This is a genomic window from Rhodoferax sp. (genome assembly GCF_028689305.1).
GTDB lineage: Bacteria > Pseudomonadota > Gammaproteobacteria > Burkholderiales > Burkholderiaceae_C > Rhodoferax.
Map to the genome: position 1 here is coordinate 13,704 of NZ_JAQTWM010000004.1, position 16,904 is coordinate 30,607.

Annotated in this window: 14 protein-coding genes; 9 read left to right on the forward strand and 5 right to left on the reverse strand. The window is 57.7% G+C overall.

What is annotated here, in order from left to right; genetic code table 11:
- The 9 genes from nuoI to PHW99_RS01615 all read left to right on the forward strand — a co-directional run bounded on the left by nuoI (position 1) and on the right by PHW99_RS01615 (position 12,551).
- Complete coding sequence (nuoI, locus tag PHW99_RS01575) at positions 1–534, forward strand: NADH-quinone oxidoreductase subunit NuoI (RefSeq protein ID WP_300173100.1); 534 nt, start codon at positions 1–3, stop codon at positions 532–534.
- Positions 535–557: 23 nt separating this feature from the next.
- Entirely contained in the window at positions 558–1,211 is a 654-nt protein-coding gene (locus PHW99_RS01580; RefSeq protein ID WP_300173102.1) for an NADH-quinone oxidoreductase subunit J, read from the forward strand.
- Positions 1,208–1,516 (forward strand): NADH-quinone oxidoreductase subunit NuoK, encoded by a 309-nt coding sequence (nuoK, locus tag PHW99_RS01585; protein WP_300173105.1) that lies wholly within the window; start codon positions 1,208–1,210, stop codon positions 1,514–1,516. Before PHW99_RS01580 ends, nuoK begins: the two co-directional genes overlap by 4 nt.
- Before the next feature lie 6 nt (positions 1,517–1,522).
- A complete protein-coding gene (gene nuoL / locus PHW99_RS01590; RefSeq protein ID WP_300173108.1) occupies positions 1,523–3,532 on the forward strand; it encodes an NADH-quinone oxidoreductase subunit L in 2,010 nt (669 codons plus the stop codon).
- Between the two features lie 13 nt (positions 3,533–3,545).
- Complete coding sequence (locus tag PHW99_RS01595) at positions 3,546–5,021, forward strand: NADH-quinone oxidoreductase subunit M (RefSeq protein ID WP_300173111.1); 1,476 nt, start codon at positions 3,546–3,548, stop codon at positions 5,019–5,021.
- 35 nt (positions 5,022–5,056) lie between these two features.
- Positions 5,057–6,544 carry an NADH-quinone oxidoreductase subunit NuoN gene (gene nuoN, locus PHW99_RS01600; protein WP_300173114.1) on the forward strand — a complete coding sequence of 496 codons (1,488 nt, stop codon included), beginning with the start codon at positions 5,057–5,059 and terminating at the stop codon, positions 6,542–6,544.
- Positions 6,545–6,572: 28 nt separating this feature from the next.
- The gene (locus PHW99_RS01605; protein WP_300173116.1) at positions 6,573–7,190 is read left to right on the forward strand and encodes an NUDIX hydrolase; all 618 of its coding nucleotides are present in this window, start codon (positions 6,573–6,575) and stop codon (positions 7,188–7,190) included.
- A 3-nt stretch (positions 7,191–7,193) separates the two neighbouring features.
- Positions 7,194–7,646 carry a DUF1178 family protein gene (locus PHW99_RS01610; RefSeq protein ID WP_300173118.1) on the forward strand — a complete coding sequence of 151 codons (453 nt, stop codon included), beginning with the start codon at positions 7,194–7,196 and terminating at the stop codon, positions 7,644–7,646.
- Positions 7,647–7,790: 144 nt separating this feature from the next.
- Positions 7,791–12,551, forward strand: a complete 4,761-nt coding sequence (locus tag PHW99_RS01615) for an NAD-glutamate dehydrogenase (protein ID WP_300173121.1) — start codon at positions 7,791–7,793, stop codon at positions 12,549–12,551.
- Positions 12,552–12,582: 31 nt separating this feature from the next.
- Here the strand turns inward: PHW99_RS01615 and PHW99_RS01620 are convergent, their stop codons facing one another.
- From PHW99_RS01620 to PHW99_RS01640, 5 genes are all read right to left on the reverse strand, one after another.
- Entirely contained in the window at positions 12,583–12,993 is a 411-nt protein-coding gene (locus PHW99_RS01620; RefSeq protein WP_300173123.1) for a hypothetical protein, read from the reverse strand.
- A gap of 21 nt (positions 12,994–13,014) precedes the next feature.
- Positions 13,015–13,209 carry a hypothetical protein gene (locus tag PHW99_RS01625; RefSeq protein ID WP_300173126.1) on the reverse strand — a complete coding sequence of 65 codons (195 nt, stop codon included), beginning with the start codon at positions 13,207–13,209 and terminating at the stop codon, positions 13,015–13,017.
- A 75-nt stretch (positions 13,210–13,284) separates the two neighbouring features.
- Positions 13,285–15,057, reverse strand: coding sequence for an ABC transporter transmembrane domain-containing protein (locus tag PHW99_RS01630; RefSeq protein ID WP_300173129.1), 1,773 nt, complete (start codon positions 15,055–15,057; stop codon positions 13,285–13,287).
- Positions 15,058–15,166: 109 nt separating this feature from the next.
- Positions 15,167–16,243 carry a carotenoid 1,2-hydratase gene (locus PHW99_RS01635; RefSeq protein ID WP_300173251.1) on the reverse strand — a complete coding sequence of 359 codons (1,077 nt, stop codon included), beginning with the start codon at positions 16,241–16,243 and terminating at the stop codon, positions 15,167–15,169.
- A 74-nt stretch (positions 16,244–16,317) separates the two neighbouring features.
- On the reverse strand, positions 16,318–16,734 hold the full coding sequence (locus PHW99_RS01640) for an RNA-binding S4 domain-containing protein (RefSeq protein ID WP_300173132.1): 417 nt from the start codon (positions 16,732–16,734) through the stop codon (positions 16,318–16,320).
- Positions 16,735–16,904 lie beyond the last annotated feature (170 nt).

The following is a 16,904-nucleotide window of genomic DNA, read 5'->3' on the forward strand; positions in this document are numbered from 1 at the left end:
ATGCCTACCCAAGTACCCACTGTTGCCGCTACCTCAGGCCAGACGTCTTTTTCTCTGAAGGATTTTTTGTCCAGTTTCATGCTGGCAGAATTTTTTAAGGGATTCGTGTTGACTGGCAAGTATGCTTTTCGCGGAAAGATTACCCAAGAGTACCCAGAAGAAAAAACTCCGTTGTCGCCGCGTTTCCGAGGGCTTCATGCTCTGCGGCGTTATGACAATGGTGAGGAACGCTGTATTGCTTGCAAGCTGTGTGAGGCGGTTTGTCCGGCCATGGCCATCACGATTGAATCTGAGGTTCGCGCGGATGGATCACGGCGGACATCACGGTACGACATTGATTTGACCAAGTGCATTTTTTGTGGATTCTGTGAGGAAAGTTGTCCAGTCGACTCCATTGTCGAAACTCACATTCTTGAATATCACGGTGAGAAGCGCGGGGACCTCTATTTCACCAAAGAAATGTTGCTGGCTGTTGGAGATCGTTATGAACGCGAAATTGCAGCTAACAAGGCGGCTGACGCCAAGTACCGCTGACCTCTAGGAAAGATAAGCTGACTATGGATGTCAAGACTGGTTTGTTTTACGTTTTTTCTGCAGTGTTGCTGTTTGCTGCATTTCGTGTGATTACCGCACGAAACCCGGTGCACGCAGCATTGTTTCTTGTGTTGTCTTTCTTTCAGGCTTCCATGATCTGGATGCTACTGAAGGCAGAGTTTCTGTCCATCACATTGATACTGGTTTACGTTGGTGCCGTGATGGTGTTGTTCTTGTTTGTGGTGATGATGTTGGATGTCAAAGGTGACCCGGATCGGGGAAGCTTCTGGAAACATTTTCCTTTGGCTGCGGTGGTTGGCGTTGTGATCATTTTTGAAATGTCTGCCGTGTTGATCGGAGGATTCCGGGTGACTGATCAGCATTTGACAGCCGCTGCGACGACTGGTGCTGGGATTTCCAATACCAGAGAATTGGGTAAGTTGTTATATAGCGAGTTCCTTTACCCGCTTGAAGTCGCTGCGGCTTTGCTGTTGGTGGCCATGATTGCGGCGATTGCGCTTGCCTTGCGTCATCGCAAGGATAGCAAGGCAATTGATGCTGCTGATCAGGTACGTGTCAGGTCCAAAGATCGTCTGGCTGTCGTCAAGATGGCTGCAACCCAGCCGGCACTGCCTGTCCAGGCATCAGACGAAAAATCATCGGAGAACCGGGTATGACGCTCACATTGGGTCATTTTTTATCGTTGGGCGCCATGTTGTTTGCGCTTTCGGTGGTCGGTATTTTTTTGAATCGGAAGAATTTGATTGTGTTGATGATGGCTCTCGAGCTCATGTTGCTGGCGGTCAACACCAATTTTGTCGCCTTCTCTTATTACCTTGGTGATTTGAGTGGTCAGATTTTTGTGTTTTTCATTCTGACGGTAGCAGCTGCCGAGTCCGCCATCGGTCTGGCGATTTTGGTGGCACTGTTCCGCAATAAAGCGAACATCAATGTGGACGAACTCGATTCGTTGAAGGGGTAACAAGCAATGAGTCAAACCCTTTCAGTCGCAACCCTGCTCGCGGTGCCGCTGGCCCCTTTGGTCGGAGCTATTGCTGCCGGTGTTCTGGGGACAAAATTTGGTGGCAATACCATTGGTCGACGCATGTCTCATTCGTTGACTATCTTGGGTGTTCTACTGTCGTTCCTTCTTTCCGTATTCACGCTCAAAAGTGTTGCGCTTGATGGCGCTCGGTTTAACGAGACCATTTACACCTGGATGGTGGTAGGCGGACTCAAGATGGAAATCGGCTTCCTGGTTGATGGCTTGACTGCCATGATGATGTGTGTGGTGAGTTTTGTCTCCCTCATGGTGCACATTTACACCATCGGTTACATGGAAGAAGATGAAGGCTACAACCGCTTCTTTGCCTATATTTCGCTCTTCACCTTTTCGATGTTGATGCTGGTGATGAGCAACAACATGCTGCAGCTGTTTTTTGGCTGGGAGGCTGTGGGTTTGGTGTCTTATTTGTTGATTGGTTTCTGGTTCAACAAGCCATCAGCCATTTTTGCCAACATGAAGGCTTTTCTGGTCAATCGTGTCGGTGACTTTGGTTTCATTCTGGGCATTGGTTTGCTGGCCGCTTATGCCGGCACACTCAACTACGCCGAAACATTTGCCAAGACTGCGGAATTGTCGAAATTGATGCTGCCGGGCACAAACTGGATGTTGATCACCGTGATCTGCATTTGTCTGTTCGTGGGGGCCATGGGCAAGTCAGCACAATTTCCATTGCACGTCTGGTTACCGGACTCCATGGAAGGTCCAACGCCCATTTCTGCGCTGATTCATGCAGCTACCATGGTGACGGCTGGTATTTTTATGGTGGCTCGTATGTCGCCACTTTTTGAGTTGAGCGAAACTGCGCTGAATTTTGTACTGGTCATCGGTGGTATCACAGCCTTGTTTATGGGCTTTCTGGGCATCATCCAGAACGACATCAAACGTGTGGTGGCCTATTCAACCTTGTCCCAACTCGGGTACATGACGGTGGCCTTGGGGGCTTCTGCTTATTCAGTGGCAGTTTTTCACCTGATGACCCACGCCTTCTTCAAGGCCTTGCTGTTCCTTGCTGCAGGCTCTGTGATCATGGGTGTCCATCACAACCAGGACATTCGATGGATGGGGGCGCTGCGTAAATACATGCCCATTACCTGGATCACGTCCTTGATAGGTTCTTTGGCACTGATTGGTACACCCTTGTTTTCTGGGTTCTACTCCAAGGATGAGATCATCATGGCGGTGCATGCCAGCCATCTGCCAGGATCCGGTTTTGCTTATTTTGCAGTTTTGGCCGGGGTTTTTGTCACTGCCTTTTACTCCTTCCGCCTGTATTTCCTGGTTTTTCATGGAACTGAGCGTTTTGAGCAGAACCCGGATTCACACCATGGTCATGACTCCCATGCTGCGCATCACCATCCACATGAATCGCCTTGGGTAGTGACGGTGCCGTTGATTCTTCTTGCCATTCCATCGGTTTTGATTGGTTTCATCACAATCACTCCGATGCTGTTTGGCAGCTTCTTCGCAGATTCAATTTTTGTGAATGCTGACATTCACAAGGCCATGGAGGTTCTACGCGAAGAGTTCCACGGCCCGGTTCAGCTTGCTGTGCATGGGCTGACAGCAGCTCCTTTCTGGTTGGCTTTGGCAGGTGTGGTTTCGGCTTATTACATGTATATGGTCAACCCAGCCTTGCCCGCAGCCATCAAACGCAATGTGATGCCGATCTACAAGCTCCTTGAAAACAAGTACTACATGGATTGGTTCAACGAAAACGTGCTGGCACGTGGCGCTCGTGGACTTGGCGTTGCGCTCTGGAAGGGCGGTGACCAGGCCTTGATCGATGGTGCCGCCGTGAATGGATCCTGGCGCGCTGTTGGTTGGATATCTGGCGTGGTTCGAAAATTCCAGACAGGTTATTTGTATGACTATGCCCTGACGATGGTGCTAGGTATTTTCGTGTTGATGACTTATTTTGTTTGGCTCAAATAGGAGAAATATAAAAATGGGTTTGTTGAGCCTAGCTATTTGGACGCCGATCCTGTTTGGTGTCGTGTTGTTTGCACTGGGGCGAGATGACCAGGTACAGGCAGTTCGCTGGATTGCGTTGATCGGTGCTGTGACCAGCTTGTTGGTGACGTTGCCACTTTACGCGCAGTTTAATGTGGCAACTGCTGCCATGCAGTTCACTGAAATGGCGCCATGGATTGAGCGATTTCATATCAATTACCAACTCGGCATTGATGGCATTTCGTTGTGGTTTGTGCTGTTGACGGCTTTTATCAATGTGATTGTTGTGATTGCTGGCTGGGAGGTTATCACCAGCCGTGTCAACCAGTACATGGGCGCCTTCCTGATTCTGAGCGGGTTGATGATCGGCGTTTTCTGTGCACTGGATGGCATGTTGTTTTATGTATTTTTTGAAGCCACACTGATACCGATGTACCTGATCATTGGTATTTGGGGTGGCCCCAACAAAATCTACGCGGCCTTCAAGTTTTTTCTTTACACCTTGCTCGGTTCGCTGTTGATGCTGGTGGCATTGATTTATCTCTACAACGCGTCTGGCGGTAGCTTTGATCTGACCGCCTGGCACAAACTGCCTCTGACCGGACGGGCGCAAACGCTGCTGTTTTTTGCCTTCCTGGCGGCTTTTGCAGTCAAGGTGCCTATGTGGCCTGTGCATACCTGGTTGCCTGATGTTCACGTCGAAGCGCCTACAGGTGGATCGGCCGTGTTGGCCGCCATCATGCTGAAACTGGGCGCTTATGGTTTTCTGCGGTTTTCGCTGCCCATCACGCCTGATGCTTCCCATGAGTGGGCGGGCTTGATGATTGGCCTGTCTCTGGCAGCGGTGATTTATGTTGGTCTGGTGACCATGGTGCAGAAAGACATGAAGAAGCTGGTGGCTTATTCGTCTATTGCCCACATGGGCTTTGTGACTCTCGGGTTCTTCATTTTTAATGACCTGGGTGTCTCTGGTGGCATTGTGCAAATGATTTCGCACGGTTTTGTTTCTGCCGCGATGTTCCTGGGAATTGGTGTGCTTTATGACCGGGTCCATTCTCGAGAGATTGCCAGCTATGGCGGCGTTGTCAACACCATGCCCAAATTCACGGCATTTGCCTTGCTGTTTGTCATGGCCAACTGCGGTTTGCCTGGTACCGCGGGTTTTGTTGGTGAGTGGATGGTCATTCTGGGCGCCGTTAAGGTGAACTTTTGGGTGGGTATGGGAGCGGCCAGCGCTTTGATTTTTGGCGCCGCCTATTCTTTGTGGATGTTCAAGCGGGTGTATCTCGGCCCGGTAGCCAATGACCATGTCAAACATCTGATGGACATCAGTACACGTGAATTCTTTTTCCTGAGTCTGCTGGCGATTGCTGTGTTGTACATGGGGCTCTACCCCAAGCCCTTCACTGATGTGATGGATGTTTCGGTGGCTGAATTGCTCAAACATGTCGCGCAGTCCAAACTGCCCTGATCAATCCGCCCTGATTACCTAGACAAGAGATTCAAATGATTGACAAACTCAGTTTGCTGGCTGTTTACCCCGAATTGATCCTGCTGGTCATGGCTTGCTTGATTGCGGTTTTTGATCTGGCGGTTAAAACGCCGAACCGCACACCGACCTACATCCTGACCATGGCCACGTTGGCCGTGGTTGCAGCGCTGCAGGCCAGGTACGCCAGCTCAGGACAGACCATTTACGGGTTCGGTAACATGGTAGTGAGTGACCCCATGGGGAACTGGCTCAAATGTTTTGCCGCACTGGCGGTGATGGTGACCCTGATTTATGGCCGTGCGTATGCGGCCTGTCGGGACATGTTGCGTGGTGGCGAGATGTTCACCTTGAGCCTGTTTTCGCTGCTCGGTATGTTTGTGATGATTTCGGGGAACAACTTCCTGGGCATCTACATGGGCATCGAGTTGTTGACACTCTCCAGTTATGCACTGGTGGCTCTGCGCCGCGACCATACAGTCGCTACCGAGGCGGCCATGAAGTATTTTGTGCTGGGGGCGCTGGCTTCTGGCTTCCTGCTGTATGGCATGTCCATGTTGTATGGTGCCACCGGATCATTGGATTTGCACGAGGTGTTCAAAGCCATCAACTCAGGCCAGATCAAGCATCAGGTCCTGATCTTCGGCTTGGTGTTTGTCGTGGCTGGATTGTCATTCAAACTGGGTGTGGTGCCATTCCACATGTGGATTCCCGATGTATATCAAGGTGCTCCCACGGTGGTGACCCTGATGGTTGGTGGTGCACCAAAACTGGCTGCTTTTGCGGTGCTGATCCGTCTGCTGGTTGAAGGCCTGCTGCCATTGGCGATTGATTGGCAACAAATGTTGATGTTTTTGGCAGTGGCTTCATTGGCAGTTGGCAATCTCGCGGCCATTGCACAGACCAATCTCAAACGCATGTTGGCGTTCTCGACCATTTCCCATATGGGGTTTGTGTTGATTGGCATGATGTCGGGCGTGGTAAATGGTCATGCCGAAGCCGCAGGCAACGCCTATGGTTCTTCCATGTTTTATGTGGTGTCTTATGTGCTGACGACGTTGGCCAGTTTTGGCATCATTCTGCTGCTGTCTCGTGATGGCTTTGAGAGCGAGGAAATAGCTGATTTTGCCGGTTTGAACCAGCGCAGCCCACTGTATGCCGGCATCATGGCGCTGTGTTTGTTCTCGCTGGCCGGGATTCCTCCGATGGTCGGGTTTTATGCGAAATTGTCGGTCTTGCAGGCCCTGGTTGCCTCTGGCGGCACGGCGCACATTGTGCTGGCCGTGTATGCCGTCATGATGTCTCTGGTAGGCGCGTTCTACTATCTGCGCGTGGTCAAGGTCATGTATTTTGATGCGCCGACCTCTTCGACTCAACTCACCGCGCCGATGGATGTACGAGCTGTGTTGACCCTGAACGGCGCCTTGTTGTTACTGCTTGGTCTGTTGCCCGGTGGCCTGATGACGCTGTGTGCCGAGGCTGTCGTGAAGATGCTCGCGGTTTGACGCGCACCTGACTGCTGTTGCCAGACTGATGAGTCTGGGGGAACCTTCCGGCGTGGACCATTTACGCGAGATCAAAGTTACCAGTTCGGAGCTGTGTAAAGGGCAGATGCTGCATGTGTTGCGTGACACGGTACAACTGCCCGACGGTGCTTCGGCGACCCGGGAGTATGTTGTTCACCCGGGTGCCGTCATGGTGGTGCCATTGCTGGAAGATGCCCAGGGCCGTTTGCGTCTGGTCATGGAGCGGCAATTCCGTTACCCGGTCAACCAAGTCATGATCGAGTTCCCGGCTGGCAAGCTCGACAGTGGGGAGGAACCCTTCCATTGCGCCCAGCGCGAGCTGCGGGAAGAAACCGGCTACAGCGCAACCCATTGGGCGCGCGCGGGCGTGTTGCACCCGGTGATTTCCTATTCGACCGAATTCATTGACATCTGGTTTGCACGTGGTCTGACGGCCGGTGAGCGCCAGCTTGATGACGGTGAGTTCCTGGATGTTTTTACGACCACACCGGAGGAACTCATGACTTGGTGCCGGGACGGTCGAGTCACCGACGCCAAGACTCTCACGGCAGCCCTGTGGCTTCAGAATGTGCTGGGCGGTGCCTGGCAGCTGGACTGGTTTGAATTGCCCCAGTTTTCGGGTTGACACGTGAAGGTTCTTGATCTGCAATGCGTGCATGAACATGTCTTCGAGGGCTGGTTCGCCTCCGAGGAGGATTTCCTTGCACAGCGCGAAGCTTCACTCATTGAATGTCCGATCTGTGGCAATCAGACCATTTCCAAACGATTGAGCGCGCCGCGCCTCAATTTTGGTAACGCCCGCGAGACGACACCAACGGAAGTCGGCCCGCAAACGCTGGAAGCAAGGGATGCTGCCGCGCAAATGGGCAAGTGGCTGGCTGACGCCCGGCGAGTTCTTGCCATGACCGAAGACGTTGGCAAGGAGTTTGTCCCCGAGGCGCGAAAAATTCACTATGGTGAGGCCCCGGAACGGGCCATTCGCGGCACAGCCACAGCGGCGGATGCGGCAGCGTTGATTGAAGAAGGCATTCAGGTGGTGACACTCGACCTTCCTGAGGTTTTGAAAAAGACCCTTCAATAAGGTCATACGGGCCTGCCCCTGATGTGGTGTTTGATCGTGTTATGTGAAATTTGCATACACCAATGAATACCGCCTCGGTACCTTCTTCTGACACGAAGTCGCTACCTAGAATCCCTTTCATTCCAAGACCTGAAGGAGATTCTCATGACCACCGCTGCATTGACGGCCTTGCGTACGCATACCCGGGAAAACGCTGGCGAGAGCGCCCGGGAACTGGCGGACTTTGTCACTGCGTATTTTGAGAGTGCGGACCCGGAAGAGCTGCAGGCGCGCGGTCCAGACAACCTGATGGCGGTGGCAAAAGCGCATTTGCGCTTGCTGGCGGCCCCGGCAGATCCCGCCGGAGCGCGTATCCGGGTGTTCAATCCAACACTTCCAGAAGACGGCTTTGTCAGTGAACACACCATGATCCAGATTGTTCATGACGACATGCCTTTTCTGGTGGACTCCGTCACCATGGCTGTCAATCGCAGTGGCCGTATTGCGCACTGGATTGTTCATCCGTTGTTATGGCTTGAACATGACGCCCAGAAACGCCTGATTCGCACCTCGCTGGCCAGCTCACACCAACATGCGGATCAAAAAATCCAGTCGTTCATTTTGCTGGAGTGTGATCGTATCGTTCTGGCGTCAGAACGTGATGCGCTGGCACTGGAGCTGGCCCGCGTTCTGGGCGACGTGCGCGCTGCTGTCTCGGACTGGTCTAGCATGTTGTCGCGGCTGCAGTCGGTTTGCGAAGAATCGGCGCGCATCGCCCCCCAGACGCAGGGTTTACAAGACGGCATTGACTTTTTGCGCTGGCTGGAGGCACAGCATTTCACCTTTTTGGGCGCACGCGACTACACCCTGATCCGTGATGGCGACGTGGTGAGCCTGGAAGCCGTACCCCAGAGCGGTCTGGGCATCTTGCGCGGTGAAGTCCGTACGCCAGTGAGCCGTCTGCCCGAGGATGCCCATGTTTTCCTGGAGTCGGATCAACTGGTTCTGGTGACCAAAGCCATGACGCGCTCGACCGTGCATCGTCCGGCATGGCTGGATTACCTGGCGGTCAAGCGCTTTGATGATGCCGGCAAGGTGATTGGCGAGTCGCGCTTTCTGGGCCTGTACACCTCCAAGGCCTATGCCGCACCGGTCGATGACATACCGCAAATTCGGCGTCGTGCGCAGGAGGTCATGTCGGTTGCTGACCTGGTGCCGGAAAGCCATGCTGCCAAGTCATTACAGGTCATCCTGGATGCTTACCCGCGTGATGAGTTGTTTCAGGTCGACACCGACACCCTGATTGCCCACGCCATCGGCATCCTGCGTTTGCAGGAGCGCCAGCGCACCCGCGTGTTTTTGCGCCGAGATCCGTTTGGGCGCTTCACATCGGCGCTGGTGTTTGTGCCGCGTGACCGTTACAACACCGAGCTGCGGACCCGCATTGGTCAGGAACTCATGCGTTCACTGGACGGCCAATCGGTGGAATTCACGCCGATGCTGACCGACAACCCCATGGCGCGGATTCATTACCTGGTCAGGGCCAATCAACAAGCGCCCAAACATCCCGACATTGCTGCGCTGGAGGCCCATATCGCCAGTCTGGCACGACGCTGGGAAGAAGACTGCAAGCAGGCTTTGTTGCAGATTCATGGGGAGAATGCCGGCCTGAGTCTGGCAACGCAATTTGGCAATGCCTTTCCGGCCAATTACCGGGATGACTTTTCCGGGGCCGTGGCTGCGGATGATGTGCTGGTGCTGTCTGGTCTGTCGGCACAGTCCGATATGGCGGTCAAACTCTACCGCCCGCTCAAGGACGGTCAGGGCAGCACACGTCTGAAAATTTACACCACGGCGAAAGTCGCGTTGTCGGATTCCTTGCCCGTGCTTGAGCGGATGGGTGCCAGGGTGCTGGATGAGCAGCCTTACAAAGTGACAGGAGCGTCGCCCGACAGCAGTTTCTGGATTCATGATCTGGGTCTGCAACTGCCCGCAGACACGGTTTTTTCGACGGTGAAAGACCGGTTTGAGGAGCTGTACTTGCAAGTGTGGCGCCAGCAGGTTGACAGTGATGACCTGAATCAGCTGGTGCTGGTGACCGGCCTTGATGCCCGTGCCATTTCTGTGTTGCGTGCCTACACCCGCTATTTCAAGCAGATTGGTTTTGCCTTCAGCCAAAGCTACATTGAAGCCACATTGCGCAAGAACGCTGCGCTGGCGCAGTTGTTGTATGAGCTCTTCAGCGCCCGTTTTCATCCAGAGCTGCCCGGCGACCGAGACCTGGCTCAGCAACAACTGTCCGAGCAGATCGAGACCTTGCTGGGGGCAGTGGCCAGTCTGGAGGAAGACCATGTCCTGCGCCAGTTCTACAACACCATCAAGGCCACGCTGCGGACCAATGCCTGGCAGACCACCTTGGCGGGCGGTACCAAACCCTATCTGAGTTTCAAGCTGAACCCGCGTGCCGTTCCTGGCGTGCCCGAACCCAAACCCATGTTTGAAATCTGGGTGTATTCAGCACGGTTTGAAGGTGTTCATCTGCGTGGCGGCAAGGTCGCGCGTGGCGGTCTGCGCTGGTCCGACCGGCATGAAGATTTCCGCACCGAAATTCTCGGTCTGGTCAAGGCGCAGCAAGTGAAAAACACGGTGATTGTGCCGGTCGGCTCCAAAGGCGGGTTTGTGCTGAAAAAGGCGCCACCCACTACGGATCGTGATGCCTATATGGCCGAAGGCATCGCCTGTTACCGCCTGTTCCTGTCGGGCCTGCTGGACCTGACCGACAACCTGGCGCGTGGCAAGGTGGTGCCACCCGTCGGTGTGATCCGTCATGACGCCGACGACCCCTATCTGGTGGTTGCTGCCGACAAGGGCACCGCCAGTTTCTCGGACATTGCCAACAGCGTATCGGCTGACTACGGTTTCTGGCTGGGTGACGCGTTTGCCTCCGGTGGCTCTGTCGGCTATGACCACAAAAAAATGGGCATCACGGCGCGTGGTGCCTGGACTTCCACCCAGCGCCACTTCCGGGCCTTGGGCGTGGATACCCAAAGCACCCCGTTCACGGTGGTTGGTATTGGTGACATGTCTGGGGACGTGTTTGGCAACGGCATGTTGCTGTCCGAACAGATCCAGTTGGTGGCCGCGTTTGATCACCGGCACATCTTCCTTGATCCGGCGCCTGATGCGGCGCGCAGTTTTGCCGAGCGTCGGCGCCTGTTTGCCTTGCCTCGTTCCAGCTGGGAAGACTATGACAAGAGCCTGATCTCGCCTGGCGGCGGGGTCTATCCCCGTTCTGCCAAGTCGATCACCCTGTCGGACGCTGCACGCACGGTTCTGGGGATTGAGGCACGGGAGCTGTCGCCGCTGGCACTGCTCAACGCCATTCTCAAGGCGCCGGTGGACCTGATCTACAACGGCGGCATTGGCACCTACGTCAAATCTTCGAGGGAAACACACGCCCAGGCAGGCGACAAGGCCGGAGATGCCTTCCGGGTCAATGGCAACGAGCTGCGCTGCAAGGTCCTGGTGGAGGGCGGTAACCTCGGTTGTACCCAGAATGGCCGCATCGAATACGCCCAGCATGGCGGCCTGATTTACACCGATGCCATCGACAACTCGGCCGGGGTGGATTGTTCCGACCATGAAGTCAACATCAAGATCCTGCTTGGTCGGGTGGTGGAGGCGGGTGACCTGACTCTCAAACAACGCAACGACCTGCTGGCCTCCATGACCGATGAAGTGGGGCATCTGGTGCTGGCAGACAACTATTACCAGACCCAGGCCCTGGATGTGGCTGGCCATCGGCCAGCCTACCTGCTGGATGGCCAGCAGCGTCTCATGCAATGGCTCGAAGGTGCGGGCCGACTCAACCGGGTGATTGAATTCCTGCCCGGCGACGACGAGATTGCCCGCCGGCGGGCCCAGAAGTCTGGTTTGACCGCCCCGGAAAATGCCGTGCTGATGGCCTATGCCAAGATGTCGGTGTTTGATGACCTGGTTGCCAGCGATCTGCCGGATGATCCCTATTTCAACCGGGCGCTCAAGGCGTATTTCCCCCAGGTGTTGTCCGAAAAATTCGGTGACATCATTGCCCAGCATCCGCTCAAGCGCGAAATTGTTGCCACTTATGTGACCAACACCATGGTCAACCGCATGGGGGCAACCTTTGTCAACTTCCTGGCGGCCGAAGCCGCTGCCAAGACCGCCGATGTGGTACGGGCCTACACCCTGGCGCGCGAGATCTTTGACCTGGAACCTTTGTGGGACCAGATTGACGCGCTGGATGACGTGGTTCCCAGTGCCTTGCAACTGGACCTGCTGAGCAAGCTGATCGCCATCACCCAGCGTGCCTCGCGCTGGATGCTGCGCCTGCGTGCCAAGGAGACCGACCTGCCGACCCTGATCGCCCGTTATCAGCCCGGAGCCCGAGAACTCGGCACCCATCTGGGCGACTGGCTGACGGCCCACTCCCGGCAAAACTGGCAGCGGGCCACACAAGAACTGGTCCAGGCCGGCGTCGCCGCCGAACTGGCACAACGCTTGACGGCCCTGGAATTTGTTTTCCCGGTGCTGGACCTGGTCAACCTGAGTGACAGTGCCAATACCACGCTGGAGCGGGCAGCCTGCGCCTATTTCGGTGTGGACAGCCGCCTGGACCTGCTGGCCTGGCGCGCCCAGATCAACCGGCTGCCCACCGACACCTTGTGGCAGACCCAGGCACGCGGCAGTGCCCGGGACGATGTCTACGCCATTGCCAGTCAGATCACGCAATCGGTGCTGGCGCGTTACCAGGATGTCGACGCCTGGGCCGTCCAGCATGCCGCGCAGATCAGCCGTTTGTGCCAGTTGCTGGAAACCATCAGCACACAGGGGGCAGACTTGGCTCCGATTTCGGTGGCTTTGCGCGAACTACGTCATCTGGCCTGATCAAGCCGGACACTGAGAGGCCCGGGGCCACTCAGGCGCGCACGTTGACAATGCGTCCGGTGGCTTGGCCCTGGGTATTGAGCACCGGGGCAGCCGTGGGGTTGCTTTTGAGGCCGTTGCCATCGGCCTGGCGTCTGGCGCTGGTGGCGCTGTAGAGCCCGAATAACAGCTCCTGGGTCTGAACGGGCACCGCCGATTGGCTGCTCGCCTGGACGCGGGACTGGTAGGTTGGGTCGGTCTGGCGGGACTGATCCGCCAAGGTTCGTACCTGGTCCTGGCGCTTGACCAGCTCGGTTTCGGCGGCATCCGCCTGGGCGCGCAGCTCACGCACGTTGGACTCGGCCTCAGCCATCTCACGGCGGGCTGCTTCCAGGCGGCTGCGAATCAGTGTGGACTGCAGCGAAGGCGTGGCGCTGTTGGTGGCGGCGAGGGCAACCATCATGACACCTGTCTGGCAGTGGTCTCAGGCCGTCACATTCAGCAGCCGCCCGGTGGTCTGGCCCTGCGTGTTGACCACCGGTTTGGGTGGCTCTGGCGGCGCGGGCTTGACCTCGGTCTGCTGACGTTGTGTCTGCGCTCTGGCCTGTTCATTTTTCTGCAGCTGTGTGGGCTGCTGGGTGGACTGAACCGGCGCGTTTCTGGTGGTCGAAACGTTCATAAGAGGCTCCTTTCAAGGTCTGTTGTGAGTTTACGCGTCTTGTCGCCGATGTTCAACACACCGCCCGGAGCCGGCTCAGGCGTTGAACTGCAGCGCCGCCAGACCCGCATACACCCCGCCCAGTGCCACCAGCTCGGCATGCGTGCCTTGTTCCACCAGTCGTCCCTGGTCCAGCACCAGGATGCGGTCGGCCTTTTGCACCGTGGCCAGCCGGTGGGCGATCACCAACGTGGTGCGGCCCCGCATGGCTGATTCCAGTGCTGCCTGCACCATGCGTTCACTCTCGGCATCCAGCGCGCTGGTGGCCTCGTCGAGCAACAGCAGCGGCGGGTTTTTCAGGATGGCGCGGGCAATCGCCACACGCTGGCGCTGGCCACCACTCAGGCGCACACCACGCTCACCCAGAAACGTGTCGTAGCCCTGCGGCAGGGCACTGATGAAAGCATCGGCATACGCCGCCTGGGCCGCTGCCTTGACCTCGGCGTCACTGGCCTCAGGGCGACCGTAACGGATGTTTTCCAGGGCGCTGCTGGAGAAAATCACCGCGTCCTGCGGCACGATGCCAATGCGCTGGCGCAAGTCGGCCAGGGCCAGATCGCGGGTGGAAACACCGTCCAGCACAATGCGGCCCTGTTGCGCATCGTAAAACCGCAGCAGCAACTGGAACACGGTGCTTTTGCCCGCACCGCTGGGGCCCACCAGCGCCACGGTCTGGCCGGCTGGCACACGCAGCGACACCTCATGCAAGGCCGTCTGTTGGGGCCGGGACGGATAGTGAAAAGTGACATTCTCAAATTCGATAGCACTACCTTCAGACGATATGCGGGCTAGAGCCGGATTTGATGGAGAAACAATGGGCGATTGGCTGGCCAGCAGCTCCATCAGCCGTTCGGTCGCGCCAGCGGCGCGCAGCAGGTCACCATAAACCTCGCCCAGCACGGCCAATGCCCCGGCCAGAATGATCACGTAAACCACGGTCTGCCCCAGATGACCGGCACTGATGCGCCCGGCCATCACCGCCTGTGTACCCTGGTACAAGCCCCACAAAAGCGCGGCCGAAGTGGCGATGATGATGAACGCCACCAGGCCCGAGCGCGCCTGCGAACGCCGCACCGCGACGGTAAACGCGGCTTCGGTGGCCTGGGTGAAACGACGGCTTTCCCGGGCTTCGGCGGTGTAACTCTGCACCACCGGGATGGCGTTGAGCACTTCGGCGGCAATGGCACTGGAATCGGCGGCGCGATCCTGACTGGCGCGCGAGAGCCGGCGGACCCGCCGGCCAAACGCCGCTGCGGGCAGCACCACCAGCAGCAACACCAACAGCACCTGGGCCATCACCACCGGGTTGGTCCACACCAGAATGCCCAGTGCCCCCAGGCCCATCACCAGATTGCGCAGCCCCAGGCTCAGTGACGAACCCACCACGGTCTGCACCAGCGTGGTGTCGGCCGACAGGCGCGACAACACCTCACCAGTCTGGGTGGTCTCGAAAAATTCCGGGCTTTGTTGCAGCACATGGTCATAAACCGCGTTGCGCAGGTCGGCGCTGACGCGTTCGCCCAGCCAGCTCACCAGGTAAAAGCGGGCGGCCGAGAACACACCCAGGGCGATGGCCACGGCAAACAAGCCAGCAAAATGCCCGCGCAGCGCCAGCAGGCGTTCACCCGGGTCAGCCGGTGCCAGGCCGCCGTCAATCAGGCTGCGCAAGGCCAGCGGGAACATCAGGGTGGCCGTGGCGGCCAGCACCAGAAACACCAGCGCCAGCGCAATGTGCCGCCGGTACGGGCGCAAAAAAGGCAGCAGGCCGGACAGGGAGCGCGGCTGGCGGGGTGTCTGTTTGGCTGTCATAAAAAAAACCTTGTTCAGTGGTACGGCCCACAGCTTGGGCCAGGTCGCAAAAAATACAAGTGAAATAGGTCTCTAGCCCACGTCTATTAAGCACTGAGTGCTACTGAAATCATAGTATCAACGGACTGGCGTAGCCGGTCATCTCCAGATAACCACGGCCCAGCAGCTGGCCATCAACGGTCCACAGTTCACTCAAGCCCTCCCAGTAGATCGCGCCAGTGGACGCCCGGCTGTCAAGCTCCTGGTTGTCGATCACGGCTTTGACCAGGTAGCGCTGCAGGGGTTGGCTCGGCTGGTGCTGGACTTCCACCAGCCATTGCACCGGATAACGGGTGCCGGTGGCCGGACTGGTCCAGTGGCGCTGCGGTGTGAAGCGCACGGCGTCGGCGGCCAGTATCTGCGCCACGCTCTGGCCCGCAGCACGGTATGAACCACCGGCCCACAAGGCCCCGCCGCTTCGGGTGCGCAGCCGAAACGCCGTCAAAGCGCCGCCATCCAGGAGGTTGATGCCCATCCAGTCCCAGCCCACCGCGTCCGGGTGTAGCAGCGACTGGCTCCATTCATGGTCAAGCCAGGCGCGACCGGTCACGGCCTGGGTCTGGCCCGCCAGGGTCAGTTGGCCGGACACGGCCAGTTGCGGCAGGCTGTAGTAATAACTGGCCTGGCTGGCCTGCGGCCCCTTGCGTGACAGGCCCTGTTCACCCTGCAGCAGCAGTGGCTGGGTTTCTGCCAGCGTCAGGGTGAAGGCAAATTCCGGCCCCGCCGCCTGGGCCAGATAGTGACCGTTGGTGTGGTGCAGTGACCAGTCGCGCAATTGCAGGTGGGTGTCGGTGTCGCTGGCCGTGGCCAGGTCCACGTTGCCTTGGCTAGCGCTACGGGCCAGACGCTGGTCATGCAGCAGGCGCCCGCTGTTCACATCGGTCAAGGCGGCGTGGGCAAACATCAGCTGCCGGGCGGCAAAGGCTGAACGCATGGTCTGGGTGGTGGGCACCCGTGAGCGGAAAAAAGTCAGCTGGAAACCAAAACGCCGACGCTGCGCCAACAATTCACCGGTGACATACCACCACTCGATGGCGGTGTCCGGGTGACTGCCCAGATCACGCGGAAATTGCAGCGCCCGTTGAGGCAGGGCAGGTGCCGGCGCCAGTTGGCTGGGCGCGGGGGACTGGGCCGATGCCGGCCACAGCGGTGTGCACAAAGCGGCCGCCAGCCAGCGCCGACGTGGCCAGGAGGGAGCGAGTGGGGTGGCCAAGATGGGTGTCAGGAATCGATGGTGGCGCTCCAGCGCTCGCCCCACGGGCTGCCACGCAGCTTGTCGGCGTCACGCCGGTCGCGTTTGGTCGGGCGGCCCTGGGTCAGCGCCAGCGCGGGTTCGGGCGCCAGGCGGCGTTGTTCAGCGGCTTGCTGGCGTTGGGCAATCGACGCCTCGGTTTCCTGGTAGAGCAGCGCTGCCACCGGGGCCGGTCCGCGTTGGTCGCTGATGGCCAGCACCGTCACGGTGCGTGTCACCGGGCCCTGGCGCAGTTGCACGCTGTCGCCAGCCTTGACTTCACGCGCCGGTTTGGCCACGGCACCGTTGACCTGCACCCGGCCCTTGTCGATGTCGTCACAGGCCAGGCTGCGGGTTTTGTAAAAACGCGCCGCCCACAGCCATTTGTCGATGCGCAGCCGGTCCATGTCAGGGCGCCATCCGTGGCCTGGCAATGGTGGAGGCACCGAGTTGCAGTACAACCGGGCGGCGGGGGCAAGCGGGACAAGACTTCATGGGGTGTCGGGGCCAACAGGGTAGGACAGGCACCAGTTTATCTGCTGGCCAACGGCAGCCGCACGGTGGCGTCCACCCCCAC